Source organism: Allobosea sp. 2KB_26 (genome assembly GCF_052115715.1).
In the GTDB taxonomy this organism is placed as follows: Bacteria; Pseudomonadota; Alphaproteobacteria; order Rhizobiales; family Beijerinckiaceae; genus Allobosea.
In genome coordinates, this window is record NZ_JBFRHE010000003.1 from 15,279 (window position 1) to 34,000 (window position 18,722).

Below are 18,722 nucleotides of genomic sequence, written 5' to 3' on the forward strand. Positions count from 1 at the left end.
TCTAACCTTCTGTGTGTGCATCGGCTTTCCCCGAAAACCGCAATCCAGTTTTCGGGCCGATGCTTTGGAACTCCGAGAGACAGGAGCAGCCGATGAGCGCGCTGACCTTCGAACGGCTGGGCAAATCCTATGGCGATGCCACCGTCGTCCAGGACGTCTCGCTGGCGATCAAGGAGGGCGAGTTCGTTTCGCTGCTCGGCCCCTCTGGCTGCGGCAAGACAACGATCCTGCGCATGGTCGCGGGGCTGGTGACGCCAAGCCGCGGCCGCATCCTGATCGGCAGCGACGACGTCACTGCGCTACCGCCGAACAAGCGCGGGCTCGGGCTTGTTTTCCAGTCCTATGCGCTGTTTCCGCATCTCACCGTCTACGAGAACGTCGCCTTCGGCCTGCGCCGGCGCAAGGTCGCAGGGGCCGAACTTGAGAAGCGGGTCAAGGAAGCGCTCGCGATGGTGCGGCTCGCCGCCTTTGGCGAGCGTTATCCGCGCCAGCTTTCGGGCGGCCAACAGCAGCGCGTCGCGATAGCGCGTGCACTTGCCCCCCATCCGCGCGTACTCCTCTTCGACGAACCGCTGTCCAATCTCGATGCGCAGCTGCGCGACGAGATGCAGATCGAGTTGAAGCGCCTGCAGCGCGGGCTCGGCATCACCACGCTCTTCGTCACGCATGACCAGGGCGAGGCGCTGTCGATGTCGGATCGGGTCGGCGTCATGGCCAAGGGCGTGATGCAGCAATTCGCGACGCCCGAGGACATCTATCACCGCCCGGCGACAGGCTTTGTCGCAAGCTTCATCGGCAAACCGAACCGGCTCGCCGGCTCTGTCGCGTCGCGGAATGGGGCAGGAGGAACGCTGAGCCTCGGCGGCGGGCTGAAGCTGCCCGCCAGTCTGATCGACCAGCCTGAAGGCGCGAAGGTCGATATCGTGATCCGGCAGGAGGCGATCCGGCTGCATCGCGACGGCACCGAAACCGGTGCGCTCGCCGGCACGATCGCGCTGCGCTCCTTTAGCGGGGCGCGGGTGCAATATGTCGTGAAACTGGCCGAGCAGGTCGAACTCGTCGCGGAGGCGCCCTCGAGCGGCCCCGATTCCGAACTGGCGATCGGTAGCCCGGTCGCACTCGCGATCGATCCCGCATCGGTCTTTGCGATGAGCGCCGAAGGGACCGCGGCGTGATCGCGCCCCGGCACGGCCTGATGCTGATCGCGCCTCTGGCGCTCGTGCTGGCGGGATTCTTCTTGGTGCCGGTGCTGATGATGCTGCCGACCAGCTTCGCCGAATATGTGCCGGGCGCGGGCCTGGCGAAGGGCGTCTGGACGCTGGAGAACTACACCCGCATCGTCACCGACGACTATTACCGCGAGGTGATCTGGCGGACGCTGGGGCTCGGCCTCTTCGTCACGCTGGCCTGCCTGGTGATGGGCTATCCACTGGCCTATCTGATTGCGCGCGGCCCGGAACGCTGGCGCGTGCCGCTGATCCTGCTCGTCATCTTCCCGATGATGCTGAACCTCGTCGTGCGCTCCTTCGGCTGGATCGCCCTCCTCGCCAATCGCGGGCTGGTGAACAATCTGCTGATCGATCTCGGCCTGATCTCGGCGCCGCTGAAACTGATGTTCAACCTGACCGGGCTGATGATCGGCCTCACGCATATCTACCTGCCCTTCATGGTGCTGATGCTGGTCGCGGCGATCCGCAACGTGCCGCGCGACGTTGAATCGGCCGCGGCAACGCTGGGCTCGAGCCGGCTGCATGTCTTCACCTCGGTGACGCTGCCCCTGTCGGCGCCGGGCATCCTGGCCGGTTCGATCCTGGTCTTTGTCCTGACGATCAGTGCGCTGGTGACGCCGCGCATGCTGGGCGGGCCGACCTACAAGGTCATGGCGACGCTGATCTACGACGAATTCATGCAGCTTCTCGACTGGCCGAGCGGTTCGGCGCTGTCCTTCGCCCTGACCTTCATGGCGATCGGCGTAATCTGGTTGTCGAGCCGGCTGACAAAGCGTTGGGCGGGGATGGCATGACTAGCGCAACCGACAGCGACGACCGGCCAGGCCTGGCCGTCACCACGACGGCACTCGCGGTCATCGTCTTCCTGCAGGTGCCGGTGATCGTCGTCATGCTGGCGGCGTTCTCGACGACATCCTATCTCACCATTCCGCCGCAGGGCCTGACGCTGGCCTGGTTCGGCAAGGTGCTGAGCGACCCGAGCTATCTCTCCGCCATCCGGATGAGCCTGATCCTGGCTTGCGGCTCGACCGTGATCTCGCTCGTGCTCGGCGTCGCCGCCGCCTATGCGCTGTTCCGCAAGAGCATGCCGGGTTCGGAGGCGATCACCTCGTTCCTGATGGCCCCGCTGATCCTGCCCGCGGTCGTGATCGGCGTGGCGCTGCTGCAGTATTTCAGCCTGACCGGCCTGCGTGTCGTGATCACCGTGCCCTATATCGTGCGCTCCGCGCTGGCCAGCCTGAGCGGCCTCGATCTCGCGGTCGAGGAGGCGGCGCGGGTGCTGGGCGCCACGGGTTTCGAAGCTTTCCGGCTCGTCACATTGCCGCTGATCCGGCCGGGCCTCGTTGCCGGTGCGCTTTTTGCCTTCATCACCTCGCTCGACAATGTCCCGGTGACGATCTTCCTGATCGGAGCCAACCAAACGACGCTGCCCGTCCTGATCTTCTCCTCGGTCGAGATGGGGATCGACCCGAGCGTCGCCGCCGTCTCGACCCTCCTCATCGTCGCGACCGGCATTGTCCTGCTCATCGCCGAGCGCCGCGCCGGCTTCCACCGCTTCGTCTGACGCGAGTTTTTCATCATGCCGCTGACCAGCAAGGGTTTCCCGCTGTTCCTGACCTTCGATCTCGATGCCGAGACGATGTGGACAGGGCGCGACCCCGATTATGCCAACCGTCCCATCCTGATGTCCCAGGGCGCCTATGGCTGGAAGGTGGGCACTGGCCGCGTGCTCGACCTGCTCGACCGCTACGGCATCAAGGCGACCTTCTTCGTGCCGGGCCTGATCATCGACCAGCGGGAATGGCTGATGGAGGAGATCCTGAAGCGCGGCCACGAGATCGCCCATCACAGCTACAGCCACACCTGGATCCTGAACCTCTCGCCGGAGCAGGAGCGCGAGGAGATGGAGCGGGGCTTTCAGTCGATCCAGCGCGTCAGCGGGCGTGCCCCGCGCGGCTGGCGCTCGCCGGCAGCCGAGATCAGCCCGATCACCATGCCCATGCTGGTCGAATACGGCTTCGACTACTCCTCGAACTTCTTCGACGACGACTCGCCCTATCTGCATGAGGTCGAGGGCAAGGAGACCAGGATCGTCGAGCTGCCCTTCCGCTGGGTGCTCGATGATGCCCCCTTCTTCCAGTACTCGATCGTGCTTCCGGGCCGCACCATGCAGCCCCCCTCTGCGCTGCTCGAAGCCTGGAAGGGCGAATTCGACGTTCTCTACGCCGAGGACCGGATGATGATGGTCGGCATGCATCCCGAGATGATCGGCCAGCCCTCGCGGATCAAGGCGCTGGAGGGGTTGATCGAGCACGCGCTGAAACATCCCAATGTCTGGATCGGTCGCTGCGACGAGATGGTCGCAGATATGCGCCCCGGGCTGGAGCAGGCGCGGGCCGGAGCGAGGCGGTGAGCGGCGCCCTCGCCGGCCGGCGGATCCTGATCACGGGCGCAGCCAAGGGCATCGGCCTCGCCAGCGTTGCCCGGTTCATCGCGGAGGGCGCGCGCGTCGTGGCGCTCGATCGCGACAAAGTGGCCTTGGGCGAGTTGGCGGAGCGATTCGACAGAGCTTCTCTGCATGCGGTCAGCGCCGATGTCGTCGACCCGACCGCGGTTGCCGCGGCCGTCGCCGCCGGCGTCGCTGCGCTGGAAGGGCTCGACGGTATCGTCAACGCGGCCGGCGTCGACCTGCTGGCCGAGATCGAAGCGATGACGCTTGCCGACTGGAACCGGATCATCGCCGTGAACCTGACCGGGCCGATGCTGGTGATGCAGGCCGCATTCCCGCATCTGCGGGCGGCCGGCGGCGGCACCATCGTCAATGTCTCCTCGGGCGCGGGGCTCTCGCCCCTGAAGCATCGGACCGCCTATTGCGCCTCCAAGGCCGGCCTGCAGATGGCGTCCAAGGCGCTGGCGATCGAAGCCGCGGAGTTCGGCATCCGCGTCAACACGATCTGTCCCGGCGCGGTCGAGACCGAGCTGTTCCGTTCGAGCATCGACGGCGCGGCCGATCCGCAGGCGGCCTATGAAGCCGTGCGGGCCCGCTATGCCCTTCGGCGCATCGCCTCGCCGGACGAGATCGCAGCGGCGATCCTGTGGCTGACCAGTGGCGAGTCCTCCTACGTCACCGGCACCGCCATCGCTGTCGATGGCGGCCGGACCTTTCATTGAGGAGCAAGCGATGACGGCGATCACGCAACGCTTTCTGGGCAAGACCGTTGCCATCACAGGCGCAGCCCATGGCATAGGCGCGGCAACCGCGCGCCGCTTCCTGGCGGAAGGTGCCAGCGTCGCGGTGATCGATCGCGAGGCGGACGATTTCGCCGAAGCCCTCGGCGCGTTCCCGCCGCAGCGTCAGTTCTCGCTGGTCGGCGATTGCACGGATGCCGCGGTCCTGGCCGAGTTCCACGCCCGCACCATTGCGGCCTTTGGGCCGGTCGATATCCTGTTCAACAATGTCGGCCAGAGCGGGCGCGAGCGCGCGACCCAGTTCCATGAATCCGAGGAGGAGGTCTGGCGCTTCGTCCTCGAGGTCTCGCTCTTCACCGCGATGCGGATGTCGCGGCTCGTTGCCCCGGCCATGCGCGAACGCGGCGGCCGCATCATCAACATGTCGAGCGATGCGGCGTTGGTCGGTGATGCCGGCCTTGCCGATTATGCGGCGGCCAAGATGGGGATCATCGGCTTCACGCGCTCGCTTGCGCGCGAGCTGGCGCCGCATCGTGTCACGGTCAACGCGGTTGCGCCTGGCGCGATCCGCACCCGTGCCCATGATCGCCTCACACCGGCGGTCATCGAGCGGATCAAGGCAACCACGCCTGCCGGCTTCATTGCCGAGCCGGAGGACGTCGCCGGCTGCGTCGCCTTCCTTGCCAGCGACGACGCTCGTTACGTCACCGGCCAGACGCTGCTGATCGACGGCGGCCGCTGGATGATCTGACAAGGAAACGACCATGACCGCCATTGCCGATCTGTCTGCCGGTGCCCTCGCCTCGGCGATCAGATCCAAGACTGTCTCGCCGGTCGAGGCGGTCGAGGCCGCCCTCTCCCGCCTTGAGGAGCGCGCCGAGCTCAACGCCTTCATGGCGGTCTGTTCCGATCGCGCGCGGGCGGAGGCAAGGCTCGCGGAAGAGAAGCTCATGGGGGGCGAGCCGCTCGGCGCGCTCCACGGCCTTCCCTTCTCGGTCAAGGACCTGACCAATACCGAAGGCGTGGTCACGACGCAGGGCTCGGCCCTGTTCGCCGATACCGTCCCAACGGCAGATGCCGTCGCCGTGGCCCGGATGCGCGCGGCCGGCGCGATCCTGATCGGCAAGACGACGACCCCGGAATTCGGCCACAAGCCCTTCACGGAAGGACCGTTCTTCGGCCGCACCCTTAATCCGCATAGCCACGGCCATACCTGCGGCGGCTCTTCCGGCGGTGCAGCGGTCGCGGTGGCGGCCGGAATCGGGCCGCTTGCGTTGGGCTCCGATGGCGGCGGCTCGATCCGCATCCCGGCGGCGTGCTGCGGCGTCGTCGGTCTCAAGGCGACGCTGGGCGCCATTCCGAACCTGCAGGCGCCCGATCTCTTCGGCGCCAACTCCTATGTCGGGCCGATGGCACGCGATGTCGCCGGCACCCGACTGATGTTCGACGTCCTGGCCGGGCCTGATCGGCGCGATCCCTACGGCCAGATCGCGGCGCCGCCGCGCCGGCCCCTCGCTCAGGGCGAGCGACCGCGCATCGCCTTCCTGCTGCGTTGCGGCAACCTGCTCGATCCGGAGGTAGAAGCGGCGGTCGTTGCCGCGATGAAGCGGGCCGAGGCGCTCGGCATGATCGTCGAGCCGATCGAACTCGATCTCGTAGCGATGGAGCCGCATTTCCTGGTGCTCCTGCGCTCGCTGCTTCTGGCGCGGCTCGGGGCACGCGCAGAACGTTCGCCGGAGCTGTTCGATCCGACCCTGCTGGCCACGATCGAGGCCGGGCGCGGTTACAGCGCCACCGATCTCTGCGAAGCGCAGTTCGCGCGGACCAACTGCTTCGCGAAGGTCCAGGAGATCCTGTCGAACCACGATGTCATCGCGTCGCCGACGCTATCGGCGCCGGCGCTTCCCATCGGCCTCGACCCGCTCGGCTCGATCACGATCGCCGGCCAGGATGCCGGCACCATTCGCGGAGCCTGGTACCCCTACACATTTCCGTTCAACCTGACGGGCCATCCGGCGCTGTCGCTTCCCTGCGGTCGCTCGGCGGACGGCTTGCCAATCGGATTGCAGCTCGTCGGTCGCTGGCACGAGGACAGCGATCTCCTCGACATCGCCGCCCGGCTGGAGCAGGCCATCAGGAATGGCATCTGAAGCGTGTATTCGCCGCGCCGGCTCTAATTGTCGATCAACGCTTCATGCCCAGCCCTGCCGCTTCGGCCTTCCGCCTTCGCGCAAAGCGCCGCGTTAGGCTGATTGAATCGGGCGCGGGGCGCTCTGCCTTCCTGGGTTCAGCGGCCCGCGTCGTCGCGAGTGGGTAAACTCGCAGCATTGACGAGCAGCTCCCGGTCACCACGATCTCCATCGGAGAGGGCCAGCACCAGCCTATCCCTGGCCACCGTCCCGTCTGCTCAGGCGGGACGGTGCGTGCGGTCGTTCAGCTCAGATAGCGCTTGAACCAGGCGATGGTTCGGTCCCAGGCCAGCTTGGCGGCCGCCTCGTCATAGCGGGGGGTGGAGTCGTTGTGGAAGCCGTGATTGGCGCCCGGATAGATATACGCCTCATAGGTCTTCCCGCCCGCCTTCAGGGCCGCCTCATAGGCCGGCCAGCCCGCATTGATGCCGGTGTCGAGCGCGCCGTAATGGATCAGGAGCGGCGCCTTGATGCGCGGCACATCCTCGGTGCGGGGCTGCCGGCCATAGAACGGCACGGCCGCGCCCAGTTCGGGATAGGCGACGGCGGCCGCATTGGCCACGCCACCGCCATAGCAGAAGCCGGTGATGCCGACCTTGCCGGTGGTTTGATCGCTCTTCATCAGGAATTCGATGGCCGCGAAGAAGTCGTTCATCAACTTTTCGGAATTGACCTGCTGCTGCAGCTCGCGGCCCTTCTCGTCATTGCCGGGATAGCCGCCGACAGAACTGAGGCCGTCTGGAGCGAGCGCGATGAAGCCGGCCTTCGCGACCCGGCGCGCGACATCCTCGATATACGGGTTCAAGCCGCGGTTCTCGTGCACGACGACCACGCCGGGGACGCGGCCGGACGCCTTCGCCGGACGCACCAAATAGGCCCGCACATCGCCATGGCCCTTCGGCGAGGGGTAGGTGATATAGCTGGCCACGATATCGGGGTCGGTGAACGAGATCTGTTGCGCAAGCGCGTAGTCGGGGCTCATCGAGGCCAGGATCGAGGCCGCCGTCGCGCCGCCCACGGCGAATTTCGCGGCGCGGTCGAGGAATTCGCGCTTGGTGATCTTTCCATGCGCGTAATAATCATACAGTTCGAGCAGTTCCTGCGGAAAATCCTTGGCGGTCAGGCGCGACACAGTCGTTCTCCCCTGTGGTATCATTGGTATCACGCGGCCGATCCTACGCACCGGGCCCATCCTGTCTTGGGAATTCCGTTGCGACTCTTTCAAGATCGCGTGTTTGAGGTTCGGCAGGGGTAGGATCGCCCTCCCCGCGCCATGGCCATTTCCGGGCAAGCCCGCGTTCTGGAAAGGACCGGGATCGGCCCGCCGGACGGGCCCGCCGGACGTTCTCACGCGCCCGATATGGCGATGCGACAATCGCCCATGGCGTCGCGCATCGGATTTCTATTGCAAATGCGTCTCAATGCTAAGAATTTGAAATCATTATCGAATTGACAGCGTGAGCGCGATTCACTAGGTGCAGACGCATCGGGGAGTAGCGGCGTGCTTCGGCGCGCGATCGCATCAACACGCTCGCGGCGAGGACTGCGTGGTGCGATCAGCCGGATTGATTTCGGCCAAGCGAGACCGTGACGGTGAGGCCTTGCGGACAAGGCCCGAGATCCGTCTGGTCCTCCGTCCGCGCCTTGAGAACATCATGTCACCTGTTTCTATCACCGTGCTCGCCGTGGGCATGTCCGTCGACGCCCTGCTGGCTTCCATCGGCCGGGGTGCCGCTTCCAGCCGCCCCCGTTTCAGGGAGGCGCTCCGCACCGGCGCGATCTTCGGTATCGTCGAGGCCATCACGCCCCTCATCGGCTGGGCCGCGGGGCTTGCCGCAAGCCAGTATGTCGCCGCCGTCGACCACTGGATCGCGTTTGTTCTGCTCGGCATCGTCGGCGGACGCATGCTCCTGCATTCCATGAAGCCCGCGGCCGAGCGCGTTGATGCTGCGCAGGGCAACTCGCTCTGGGCCCTGATGGCGACCGCGATCGGCACCAGCATCGATGCCATGGCGGTCGGCGTGTCGCTCGCCTTCCTGGACGTGAACATCTTCGTCGTCGCACTGGCCATCGGCTTTGCGACATTCGTGATGTCGACGGGAGGCATGATGGCCGGCAACCTGGTCGGCGCCAAATTCGGGCGCTGGGCCGAGCGGATCGGCGGCATCGCCCTCATCGGCCTCGGCGCCTCGATCCTGTTCAGCCACCTGATGGCGGGCTGACTCTCAACGCCGCTCGAAAGCGGCCCAGACCGCCTCGGCGGTCGGTCCCTGGCGCGCCACGGGCCGAAACAATCGGATCTCGATCGGGATGGCCAGGCCGGGATCACCGGCCTGGACCAGCCGACCGAGTGAGATATCCTCCTCGGCCAAAGTCCGGGGCAGCCAGGCGACACCGTCTCCAGCGCGTGCCATCGAGAGCAGCGTGGCGGCGAGATGCGATGTAAAGACCGTCTCCAGCGCGAGGCTTCGATCTGCAGTGCCCCGAAGCCCGGCAATGATCCGCCCCAGGCCGGACTGCTCGCTGTAGCCGAGATATCTGACCGGCGCAGCGCGCCCGAGCCGCCAGCGCGGCCCCCCATCCCCGTCAGGCGCACTGAGCGGCACAAGCGTGTCGGCCCCGACCACGATGCTCTTGAACTGGCTGGTTTCAACGCGGCTGCGGATGTTCGGGTGATGGTGGCAGAGCAGAAACTGCACATCCCCCCGCAGCATCATCTGCTCGCATGCCTGCATGCTGTCTGAGATCAGGTTGAGGGTCCCGAGGGCCAGGATCTTCTCATTTCCACGAACCCATTTCGGGAAGAACGTGAAGGACAGCGCGTGCGTTGCCGCAATCGACAACGGACCAGCGCCGCGGCCGGCAACCTCCAGCGTATCGCGCCGCAGCTGATGCAGCGCGCGCGTCAGCACCTCGGCTTGAGTGTGGAACTGCTCGCCTGCCGGGGTCAGCGCGACGCTATGCGTGGTGCGGATGAACAAGGGCGCACCGATCCAATTCTCAAGCGCGCGGATCCTCCGGCTGAAGGCCGGCTGGGTCACATGCCGTGCAGAAGCGGCCCTGGAAAAGTTCAAGGCATCAGCCAGCGCGAGATAATCTTCAAGCCAGATCAGTTCCATCGGTAATGCTGGAATCGCATGATCAATCCCGGCAATAGCATTAGCATTTACTGCGAGCCAGTTCTAACCCTCGCTCCCGTCGCCACCTGTGATCGCTGCCATCGAGACCGGGCCCCCGATGGCGATATCTCGCCGACTGGCGCCCGAACAGAGGACCGCCCGAGCCTCGCCGGAACAGCGGAGGGAGGCCATACAATGAGGAATTTTCTCGGAATCAGATGGTTTGGCGAATTCTATGTGCGAGGTCACATCGGCATCGGGAGTGGCGGCTTGATCGGGCTCTTCTGGCCCCGGCGCAGCGCCAGCCTGGAACCGATGACGTCATCAAACTGAGCAAGATGCTCCTGTCTCCGTTCGTCTTCGGAACTGCCAATATCGGCATAGCCGAGATGAGGGCGATCCAAGGTGAGCAGGAGACCAGTCGATGCCGGCCGTGGCCCACCGACGCTCCACCAGCACAGAACCCAGAACCGAACGGAAGGACCTGACCATGCGTATCGTCGATGTCGTCGAGATCACGAAGCCCATCGCCTCTCCCATCCGCAACGCCTATATCGACTTCTCGAAAATGACAGCGAGCCTTGTAGCCGTCGTGACCGATGTCATGCGCGACGGCCGACGCGTGGTCGGATACGGCTTCAATTCGAACGGGCGCTATGGTCAAGGCGGGCTGATCCGGGAGCGTTTCCGCAATCGCATCCTCGAGGCCGAGCCGAAGAGCCTGCTCGATGATGCCGGTACCAATCTCGATCCCCAGCGCCTCTGGGCGGCAATGATGTCGAATGAGAAGCCGGGCGGGCATGGTGAGCGCTCCGTCGCGGTCGGCACGCTCGACATGGCGGTCTGGGATGCGGTCGCGAAGATCGCCGGCAAGCCCCTGTTCCGCCTTCTGGCCGACAAGAAGGGCCGCGAAGCCGATCCGCGCGTCTTCGTCTATGCGGCAGGCGGCTATTACTATCCGGGCAAGGACAACTCGGCACTCCAGGCGGAGATGCGGGGCTATCTCGAGCGCGGCTACACCGTCGTCAAGATGAAGATCGGCGGGGCCTCGATCGACGAGGACCGCAAGCGCATCGAGGCGGTGCTGAAGGAGATCGGGTCGCAAGCCCAACTGGCCGTGGATGCGAATGGTCGTTTCGACCTGGAGACCGGCATCGCCTATGCCAGGATGCTGCGCGACTATCCCCTGTTCTGGTACGAGGAAGTCGGCGATCCACTCGACTACGCCCTCCAGGCCGCCCTCTCGGAATTCTATCCCGGCCCGATGGCGACGGGCGAAAACCTCTTCTCTCACCAGGACGCACGCAACCTGCTGCGCTATGGCGGCATGCGCCCCGATCGCGACTGGCTTCAGTTCGACTGCGCCCTGTCATACGGGCTTGTCGAATATCTCAGGACGCTCGATGTCCTCCAGCAATTCGGCTGGTCGCCGTCCCGCTGCATTCCCCATGGCGGGCATCAGATGTCCCTGAACATTGCGGCAGGCCTCGGCCTCGGCGGGAACGAAAGCTACCCCGATCTCTTCCAGCCCTATGGCGGCTTCCCGGATTCGGTTCGCGTCGAGGATGGCCACATCGTCATGCCGGACCTGCCAGGAATTGGATTCGAGGGAAAATCCGACCTGATCAAGGTCATGCGAGAGCTGGCTGAGTGAGCGCGCTGACGCCGCCATCGGCTGCAGCGCGGTCGTCAGGGGCAGCGGAGCGAAGAGAACGGCCGGCGGGTTGACGCACAGGGGCCCGGCCATCTAGCACGCAGCAGGTAGATGCGGCCGGGCCAGCACGATCCGCCCTGTCGTGGCTCCCAGCCGAATGCGGCTAGCTGGGGTGACAGGCGTGGTGGAGCCAACGGTCTTCGGAACCCTCGGTCGCAACCGTCTGCGCCGCAACGCGCGTGCGGTCTGGCTCCGCTTCAGACGGGACCTGCCACGGCGGCTGCGCAGCGACGAGATCGCGCTCGTCGTCTTCGCCGGCCTGGTCGGCATCGCGGCCGGCCTGCTCGTCGTTGCGATGGTCGGGGCTTCGAAATTCCTGCACCTGTCCTTCTTCGCGACCCATAAGGGCGATGTCAGCGGGGCCGCCCTGGTCGATCCGCTGCGTGCGGTCGCGATCCCTGTTCTGGGTGGGCTCTTGATGGGGGTGCTCGGGGTGGTGCTGGCTCGCCGCAGGCGAGGCTCCGTCGTCGACCCGATCGAGGCCAATGCACTCCATGGCGGGCGCCTGTCGCTTCGGGACAGCCTGATCCTCGTAGCCCAGACGTTGATCTCGAACGGTTTTGGCGCGTCCGTCGGCATGGAGGCCGGCTATACGCAGGGCGGGGCCGCCTTCGCCTCCAAGATCGGACGGCTGCTGCAGGTCCGGCGCGGCGACTTGCGCGTGCTGGTCGGCTGCGGCGCCGCCGGCGCGATCGCTGCCGCCTTCGACGCGCCGCTGACCGGCGCCTTCTACGCCTTCGAGCTGATCATCGCGACCTATACCGTCGCGATGCTCGCCCCGGTCGTCGTCGCATCGCTCTGCGCCATCGGCGTGACCCGGCTCTTCCTCACGCCGATGCCGTTCCAGGTCGACATCACCGCGCCGCTCACCGGGCAGGACTACGCCCTCGTGATGGTGATGGGGGCACTCTGCGCCGGCCTCGGCATCCTGCTGATGCGGGGCGTATCGGTGGCCGAATATCTGTTCAGGCAAAGCCGGCTGCCGCTCGCCCTGCGTCCCGCCGCCGGGGGGCTGATGGTGGGCCTGCTGGCGCTGCTGACGCCGACCGTCCTGTCCTCGGGACACAGTGCGCTGCATGTCGGCTTTGCCGCCGACTACACAGCGGCCTTCCTCGTGACCGTGATCCTGCTGAAATCGGTCGCCTCGGCGGTCTCGATCGGTTCCGGCTTTCGCGGCGGCCTGTTCTTCGCCTCGCTCTTCATCGGCGCCATGTTCGGCAAGCTGATGGCTCTGGCCTGGACCGCCGGGTTCGGGATTCCGGCCGCTTCGACGGTCTTCGCCGTCGTCGGCATGAGCGCGATGGCAACCGCGGTCGTCGGTGGGCCGCTGACCATGGCCCTCCTCGCCCTGGAGACGACGGGCAGCCTGCCGCTCACGGTGGCGGTGCTCGCCGCCTCGGTCATCTCCTCGATCACGGTGCGCCGCACCTTCGGCTATTCCTTCGCGACCTGGCGCTTCCACCTGCGCGGCGAGGCCATCCGCAGCGCGGCCGATATCGGCTGGGTTCGCGACCTCGCCGTCGGGCGCATGATGCGCCGGGACGTTCGGACGGTCGCGGAAGGCACATCCCTCGAAGGTTTCCGCCGCACCTTCCCGCTGGGCGCGAACCAACGCGCCGTGCTGGTCGACGGACAGGGGCGCTATGCCGGCCTGGTGCTGGTATCCGAGGCGTATGGCGCCGATCTGGAGATCGGCACGATCGCCGAGCTCGCCCGCAATCAGAAGGACGTCCTGCTGCCCTCGATGAACATCCGCGAGGCTGCGGCGCTGTTCGCGGCATCGCAGAGCGAAGAACTCGCCGTCGTCGATAGCCGCGAGACGCTGCAAGTCATCGGCCTGCTCACCGAGCAATTCGCCCTGCGCCGCTACAACGCGGAACTCGATCGCCAAAGCCGCGACCTGACGGGCGGCTGAGCCCGAGTTAACCGGGGTGCTCCAGACATTCCAGTGCCGCGATCGCGGAACCCGGGGCCGCCATCATCGCGCATTTGCGGCCGCCACCGCACGCTCGGCAATGGTCGAGAGCTTAAGCCGCGCAAGCTCTTCGCGTAAGGTGAGCTCCGCGCGACCGAATGCCTCCACCAGGGCTGCGTTCGTGGCGCGTTCCACCGGGCAGGATGGGTGATCCTCCGACACGCCAGCGGCCAGAAGCTGCCCTTCATCAAGCCCGCTCTGCACGTCGAGCATCGTCAGTTCGTCAAGGGGACGCAGGAGAACCCAGCCTCCTCCACGTCCTCCTTCCGAGTCCACCACGCCCCTGCGCTTCAGTGCTCCCATCGTGCGGCGCACGACGACAGGGTTGGTGTTCAGCATCCTGGCGATGGTCTCCGAGGTCTCCCGCCCGCCCAACAGGCCCATGTGAATGAGCACATGGATCATCCGCGCCAGCCGACCGTCCCGCTTCATCCCTACCTCCTATAGCGTAACAATGATTGTTACGCGTCCTTGACGCCGCGCGATTTTGTAACTTACATGGTTACGGAATTAAGAAGGCCGAACAGCGGTCATGAAGGATGTTCGCCGGCATGCGGGCGGCGAGATATCCGATGGCCGCCAGATGGGTGTTCGAGACGCCACCTCACAACCACGAGAACGAAGATGCGGACCCGGATTGTCGAAACGCGGACCATTCGAATGAACATCGTCGAGCAGGGAGATGGCCCGCTCGTTCTCTTGTGCCATGGTTTTCCGGAAAGCGCCCATGCTTGGCGGCACCAGATCCGCGCGCTTGCTGCTGCGGGGTTTCATGCGGTAGCGCCCGACATGCGCGGATACGGCCAAACGGAAGCCCCCGCGGCCATCGACGCGTACACCGTGTTTCATCTCGTCGGCGATATGGTCGCGCTGCTCGACGCGCTCGAGGCCCCGACAGCCATCATTGTCGGCAACGACTGGGGAGCGAGCGTTGCCTGGCAGGCCGCCCTGATGCGACCGGATCGATTCCGTGGCGTCGTCGCTGTCAGCGTGCCGATGATGGGACAGCCCCCCGTGACGCCAACCCGCATCTTCCCCCAGACCGACGACGCGCAGCTCTATACGCTCTACTTCCAGGAACCCGGCGTCGCCGAGGCCGAACTGGAGCGGGACATTCCGCAGACGCTTCGCAAAATCCTCTTTGCAGCCTCCGGAGAGGCCGGTGCGCGGCAAGCTGGAGACCAAACGCCGAATCCGTTCGGAATGGTGTCGCGCCGGGATGGACTGCTTTCGGCGCTGCCCGACCCGGGACGAATGCCGGACTGGCTCACGGCCGCCGATCTCGACAGTTTCGCGAAGGCGTTCGTCAATTCCGGTTTTCGCGGAGGGCTGAACTACTATCGCAATCTGGACCGGAACTGGCAGTTACAGGCTTCACTTGCCGGCGTGACAATCGATATCCCCGCCCTGTTCGTCGTCGGCGAACGCGATACCGGCCTCAGCATACCTGGAATGCGCGACACCATCGATGCAATGCCGGCGCTCGTCCCGCAACTCACCGAGACGATCGTCGTCCCCGGCTGCGGTCACTGGCTTCCACAGGAGCGCCCCGATCGGCTGAACGACGCCATCATCAGCTTCGCCCGGCACATTTGAACCCACCGATTTGGGCATCCCTATCGGCCCATGCCCGGCCGTTGCGCGAGCGCGCCACATGACTGAAGCAGCACGCATTCCGCTCCAAAGAACATGCCCGACACGGACCGCTGCCATGCGGCCGCTTCATTTCTGCCAGCTGGGGACGCCGCGTATCCGCTTGCCGATTGGGGACCTACCGACGTTCCGAAAGTTCTCCCGCCGTCTCCATGATCAGCGATCTCAGCCACTGGTGCGCCGGATCGTGACGATAGCGCACATGCCATGCCATCTCGACCGGAAAGGTGCCGAGATCGACCGGCGCCGGCATCACCTGGAAGCGCGGGTCTCGCGCAAGGGCTCGGCAGACCAGGATGGGCAATGTCGCGCAATAGTCTGTGACGGCGATCATTTCGGGCACCGCCAGGAAATGCGTCACCGAGACGACCACCTCGCGTCGAACGCCCCGCTGCTCCAGCATCTGAAACAGCCCTGCCCGCAGCCGACCGGGCGGGAGCACGTTGACATGCTTCAGGCGCTCATACTGCTTCCGGGACATGTTGCCGGTCACGTCCGGATGGTCCGCGCGCACCACGCAGGCGAGCCCATCCTCCATGATGCGCTGAACGACGAGATTGTCGGGAGGGTCCACGATGCGCCCGAGCACCATGGCCGTCGTGCCGGAGATGACGCCGGTCTCGGTCAGATCGTTGCCGAACGGCGTCATGCGAAGCTTGATCCTGGGTGCCTGCTTGCGCAGCCGCGCAACGAGCGCCGGCATCAGCACGAGCTCCGCGTAGCTGTTGGGCGCGAGGGTGAACAGGCGCTCCGCCCTGTCCGGCTGGAACTCCTGCTGGTTCACGACGAGATCATCCAACTGCGCGAGCGCCGCTTGAATCGTCGGCGCGATCTCCTCGGCCAGTTGCGTGGGCCTTATGCCGTACCTTTCCCGGATGAAGAGCGGATCGCGAAGCGTGTCGCGAAGACGATTCAACGAGTTGGACAGCGCCGGCTGGGTGATGCCCAGCTGCGCCGCGGCCCGCGTGACGCTCCGCTCCTCCATCAAAGCAAGGAAAACGGGGAGCAGGTTGAGATCGTACCTCATCCAGTTATACTCTCCGCGTAATATCTAAAATAAAAGAAATAAATTTCTCTAATATTTTGATCGATGCGATGATCCCTCCATCGAAACGGCCAGCGCCGCTTCGTCGAACGTCAAGTTCCCGAAAGCGGCTTGCCCGCGACATGGTTCGAAAGGATCAAGGCGATGAAAATCCTCATGGTGCTCACCTCACACGACACTCTCGGCGAGACGGGCAAGAAGACCGGCTTTTGGCTCGAGGAGCTGGCCGCGCCCTATTACGTGTTCAAGGATGCCGGCGCCGACATCACCCTCGCCTCGCCGAAGGGTGGCCAGCCCCCGCTTGACCCGAAGAGCGATGAGCCGGCCTTCCAGACCGACACGACGCGGCGCTTCAGCGCGGACGAGGCCGCCAAGGCCCAGCTCGCCGCGACCCTCCGCCTGGACAGCGTCAACCAGGAGGATTTCGACACGGTCTTCTACCCCGGCGGCCATGGCCCGATGTGGGATCTCGCCGAGGACCAGACGTCCATCGGGTTGATCGAGTCCTTCATCGCGGCCGGAAAGACGATCGCCCTCGTCTGCCATGCACCGGGCGTCCTGCATCGCGTCAAGAACCCCGACGGCACGCCGTTCGTTCAGGGGCGCCATGTCACCGGCTTCACCAACAGCGAGGAAGAAGCCGTGGGTCTCACGCAGGTCGTGCCATTCCTGGTGGAGGACGAGCTCGTCCGCCTCGGTGCGGTCTTCTCGAAGGTCGAGGACTGGGGCGTGAACACGGTGGTCGACGGTCAGCTGATCACGGGCCAGAATCCGGCGTCATCGGCCGAAGCCGCCCAGGCTCTCATTGCCGCCCTGACATCGGCCAGGACGGCGTGAAGCGACCGCGAACCACGCATCGCGATCTGCCGGCGGCTTGCCGGCGGTGGACCGGTCACGCCGGCCGGTGCCTTGGCGTGCCCTGAGCCAGCATCTTCCAAACCGGGAGAAGGATGATGAAAGCCTTCATCATTGGCGCGACCGGCGGCATTGGGCGTCGTGTTGCCGAACGTCTGGCGACCAGGGGACATCAGGCCAAACGCCTGGTCCGGCGTCGAGTACAGGTCGAGGCGCTGTCAGGCCTCGGCATCGACGCCGTCCTCGGGGACCTCGTCAGGGTTTCTGTGGCGACCCTGGCGGATGTCATCAGGGGCAGCGACGTCGTCCTCTTCACCGCCGGAGCCGGCGGCGGGGACGGTCCCGAGGCCACGACCGCCATTGATGGCGACGGCCCCGACAAGGTGGCGCAAGCGATGAAGATCGCCGGCGTAAGCCGCTTCTATCTTGTCTCTGTCTTCCCCGAAGCCTGGCGGGAAAGGCACATGGACGAAGACTTCGAGCAATACATGGTGGAGCATCCGCTCACAAGGCAGCCAGGATCGCCAAGAACTCCGAGCTGAAGATTTATGAAGGCGGCAGCCACGGCCTAGCCCAGGTGGACGCAGACCGTTTCAATGCCGACGTTCACGCCTTCATCAAGGCCTGAATGCATCAAAGCCTGAATGCGATGGGCGGGCACCTCTTCACGAGGTGCCCGCCCGATCATTGGATGGGCAATGAGGCAGAGTGTCGGGATCAGAGGCGGCGCCGGCCCCAGCCCGGCATTTGGCGCTGTTCGTCACGGTGGCTGCCTCCCAGCACGGCCCCGAACCAGCCAGCGGCTGCACCGACGAGAAGCACGGCGGCCGTCAGGAAGGCCGAGATGATGCCGACCTTCCGCGCCTTTTCGGCGGCCTGCTTCGCCGTCTCCTTCGCCTGGTTCAGCTTTGCCAGTGCGTCGTCGACCCGCTTTTCAGCCTCGGGCTTGCCGATCCCGGCACGGCTTGCCATGCGGGTCGCGATATAGTCACGGTCCGCCGGATCGAGCGTGCCGCTCACCATCGCCGTCGACATCAGCCGGCTCAGTTCCGAGCGCTCTTCAGGCGTCACCGGCGCACCGGCGCCGGGCGCCCGCAGGATGCCATCGAGGGCCGAGCCGAGCGGATCCGGTTGCAGCTTCAGGAGCGAAGCCGCCCCCGAGGTCGCCGCTGCCGCGCCTTCCAGGGCTGTGCGGCCCGCGCCGACAGCCGATGACGTCGCGATGAAAGCCAACAGCAGAGCCCCCGTCGCCCAGACCAGGAGGCCATGGGCTCCGTCCCGCATCTCCCTTTCATGAGGGGTGGCATCGGGAACGGGACGCCGCATCCGCCCGGCCACATATCCGCCCGCTATGCAGCCGGAGACGGTGATCCAGAGCGCCCATAGCGCTGCAACGATGCCCAGCACCAGGAATGAAGAGCTGCGCGACGGCTCGGCGGAAACCAGGGAAAGCCCAATCGCCGAACCGAAGGCCGTCATGATCGAGGAGATGGCGGCTGCCAGCACCGCTCCCCCCAGAATGGGAGCCCATTCCAGATAGGAGGACGGAGCGGGCGCGACCGCGATCGAGACATCGGTTTCAGTGGGAAGAACAGCCATTCTCGCCTCCTCTCAACGCAGACCAAGGAACGAGAGGATGGCCATGACCACCACGATCAGCCCCACGAGATAGATGATACCGTCCATTGCCCCCTCCTCCTGATTGCCCGTGGCCAGCGCCACGACCGAGCAACATCTGATGAGGCATTCGGTTC

18 protein-coding genes are annotated in these 18,722 nt (G+C 65.5%); 13 read left to right on the plus strand and 5 right to left on the minus strand.

Features of this window, described 5'->3' with window-relative positions:
* Positions 1–92 precede the first annotated feature (92 nt).
* Genes AB4099_RS10900 through AB4099_RS10930 form a run of 7 tightly spaced genes read left to right on the plus strand, consistent with a single transcriptional unit; the run spans position 93 to position 6,568 of the window.
* Positions 93–1,175, plus strand: a complete 1,083-nt coding sequence (locus AB4099_RS10900) for an ABC transporter ATP-binding protein (RefSeq protein WP_441478078.1) — start codon at positions 93–95, stop codon at positions 1,173–1,175.
* Positions 1,172–2,023, plus strand: coding sequence for an ABC transporter permease (locus AB4099_RS10905; protein ID WP_441478079.1), 852 nt, complete (start codon positions 1,172–1,174; stop codon positions 2,021–2,023). Before AB4099_RS10900 ends, AB4099_RS10905 begins: the two co-directional genes overlap by 4 nt.
* A complete protein-coding gene (locus AB4099_RS10910; RefSeq protein WP_441478080.1) occupies positions 2,020–2,793 on the plus strand; it encodes an ABC transporter permease in 774 nt (257 codons plus the stop codon). Before AB4099_RS10905 ends, AB4099_RS10910 begins: the two co-directional genes overlap by 4 nt.
* Before the next feature lie 15 nt (positions 2,794–2,808).
* Positions 2,809–3,642 (plus strand): polysaccharide deacetylase family protein, encoded by an 834-nt coding sequence (locus AB4099_RS10915; protein ID WP_441478081.1) that lies wholly within the window; start codon positions 2,809–2,811, stop codon positions 3,640–3,642.
* Positions 3,639–4,400, plus strand: a complete 762-nt coding sequence (locus AB4099_RS10920; RefSeq protein ID WP_113517462.1) for an SDR family NAD(P)-dependent oxidoreductase — start codon at positions 3,639–3,641, stop codon at positions 4,398–4,400. Before AB4099_RS10915 ends, AB4099_RS10920 begins: the two co-directional genes overlap by 4 nt.
* 10 nt (positions 4,401–4,410) lie before the next feature.
* Positions 4,411–5,169, plus strand: coding sequence for an SDR family NAD(P)-dependent oxidoreductase (locus AB4099_RS10925; protein WP_441478082.1), 759 nt, complete (start codon positions 4,411–4,413; stop codon positions 5,167–5,169).
* Between the two features lie 13 nt (positions 5,170–5,182).
* Positions 5,183–6,568 (plus strand): amidase, encoded by a 1,386-nt coding sequence (locus AB4099_RS10930; protein WP_441478083.1) that lies wholly within the window; start codon positions 5,183–5,185, stop codon positions 6,566–6,568.
* A 283-nt stretch (positions 6,569–6,851) separates the two neighbouring features.
* Here AB4099_RS10930 and yghX read toward each other — a convergent pair whose 3' ends face one another.
* Positions 6,852–7,739, minus strand: a complete 888-nt coding sequence (yghX, locus tag AB4099_RS10935; RefSeq protein WP_113517467.1) for a YghX family hydrolase — start codon at positions 7,737–7,739, stop codon at positions 6,852–6,854.
* A 523-nt stretch (positions 7,740–8,262) separates the two neighbouring features.
* Between yghX and AB4099_RS10940 the strand changes: the two genes are divergently transcribed.
* Positions 8,263–8,829 (plus strand): manganese efflux pump MntP, encoded by a 567-nt coding sequence (locus AB4099_RS10940; RefSeq protein ID WP_113517468.1) that lies wholly within the window; start codon positions 8,263–8,265, stop codon positions 8,827–8,829.
* 3 nt (positions 8,830–8,832) lie between these two features.
* Here AB4099_RS10940 and AB4099_RS10945 read toward each other — a convergent pair whose 3' ends face one another.
* On the minus strand, positions 8,833–9,726 hold the full coding sequence (locus AB4099_RS10945; RefSeq protein ID WP_441478084.1) for a LysR family transcriptional regulator: 894 nt from the start codon (positions 9,724–9,726) through the stop codon (positions 8,833–8,835).
* Positions 9,727–10,210: 484 nt separating this feature from the next.
* Here AB4099_RS10945 and AB4099_RS10950 point away from each other — a divergent pair, with 484 nt between their 5' ends.
* Entirely contained in the window at positions 10,211–11,380 is a 1,170-nt protein-coding gene (locus tag AB4099_RS10950) for a mandelate racemase/muconate lactonizing enzyme family protein (RefSeq protein WP_441478452.1), read from the plus strand.
* 157 nt (positions 11,381–11,537) lie between these two features.
* On the plus strand, positions 11,538–13,355 hold the full coding sequence (locus AB4099_RS10955) for a chloride channel protein (protein WP_441478085.1): 1,818 nt from the start codon (positions 11,538–11,540) through the stop codon (positions 13,353–13,355).
* 63 nt (positions 13,356–13,418) lie between these two features.
* On the opposite strand, the gene AB4099_RS10960 is transcribed toward AB4099_RS10955, so the two are convergent.
* Entirely contained in the window at positions 13,419–13,847 is a 429-nt protein-coding gene (locus tag AB4099_RS10960) for an RrF2 family transcriptional regulator (protein ID WP_441478086.1), read from the minus strand.
* Positions 13,848–14,039: 192 nt separating this feature from the next.
* Here AB4099_RS10960 and AB4099_RS10965 point away from each other — a divergent pair, with 192 nt between their 5' ends.
* Complete coding sequence (locus tag AB4099_RS10965; RefSeq protein WP_441478453.1) at positions 14,040–15,011, plus strand: alpha/beta fold hydrolase; 972 nt, start codon at positions 14,040–14,042, stop codon at positions 15,009–15,011.
* A 175-nt stretch (positions 15,012–15,186) separates the two neighbouring features.
* Here AB4099_RS10965 and AB4099_RS10970 read toward each other — a convergent pair whose 3' ends face one another.
* Positions 15,187–16,095, minus strand: a complete 909-nt coding sequence (locus AB4099_RS10970) for a LysR family transcriptional regulator (protein WP_441478087.1) — start codon at positions 16,093–16,095, stop codon at positions 15,187–15,189.
* Between the two features lie 162 nt (positions 16,096–16,257).
* Here AB4099_RS10970 and AB4099_RS10975 point away from each other — a divergent pair, with 162 nt between their 5' ends.
* The gene (locus AB4099_RS10975; protein ID WP_441478088.1) at positions 16,258–16,950 is read left to right on the plus strand and encodes a type 1 glutamine amidotransferase domain-containing protein; all 693 of its coding nucleotides are present in this window, start codon (positions 16,258–16,260) and stop codon (positions 16,948–16,950) included.
* 116 nt (positions 16,951–17,066) lie between these two features.
* On the plus strand, positions 17,067–17,510 hold the full coding sequence (locus tag AB4099_RS10980) for an NAD(P)H-binding protein (protein ID WP_441478089.1): 444 nt from the start codon (positions 17,067–17,069) through the stop codon (positions 17,508–17,510).
* Positions 17,511–17,685: 175 nt separating this feature from the next.
* Here AB4099_RS10980 and AB4099_RS10985 read toward each other — a convergent pair whose 3' ends face one another.
* The gene (locus tag AB4099_RS10985) at positions 17,686–18,567 is read right to left on the minus strand and encodes a hypothetical protein (protein ID WP_441478090.1); all 882 of its coding nucleotides are present in this window, start codon (positions 18,565–18,567) and stop codon (positions 17,686–17,688) included.
* Between the last annotated feature and the right edge of the window lie 155 nt (positions 18,568–18,722).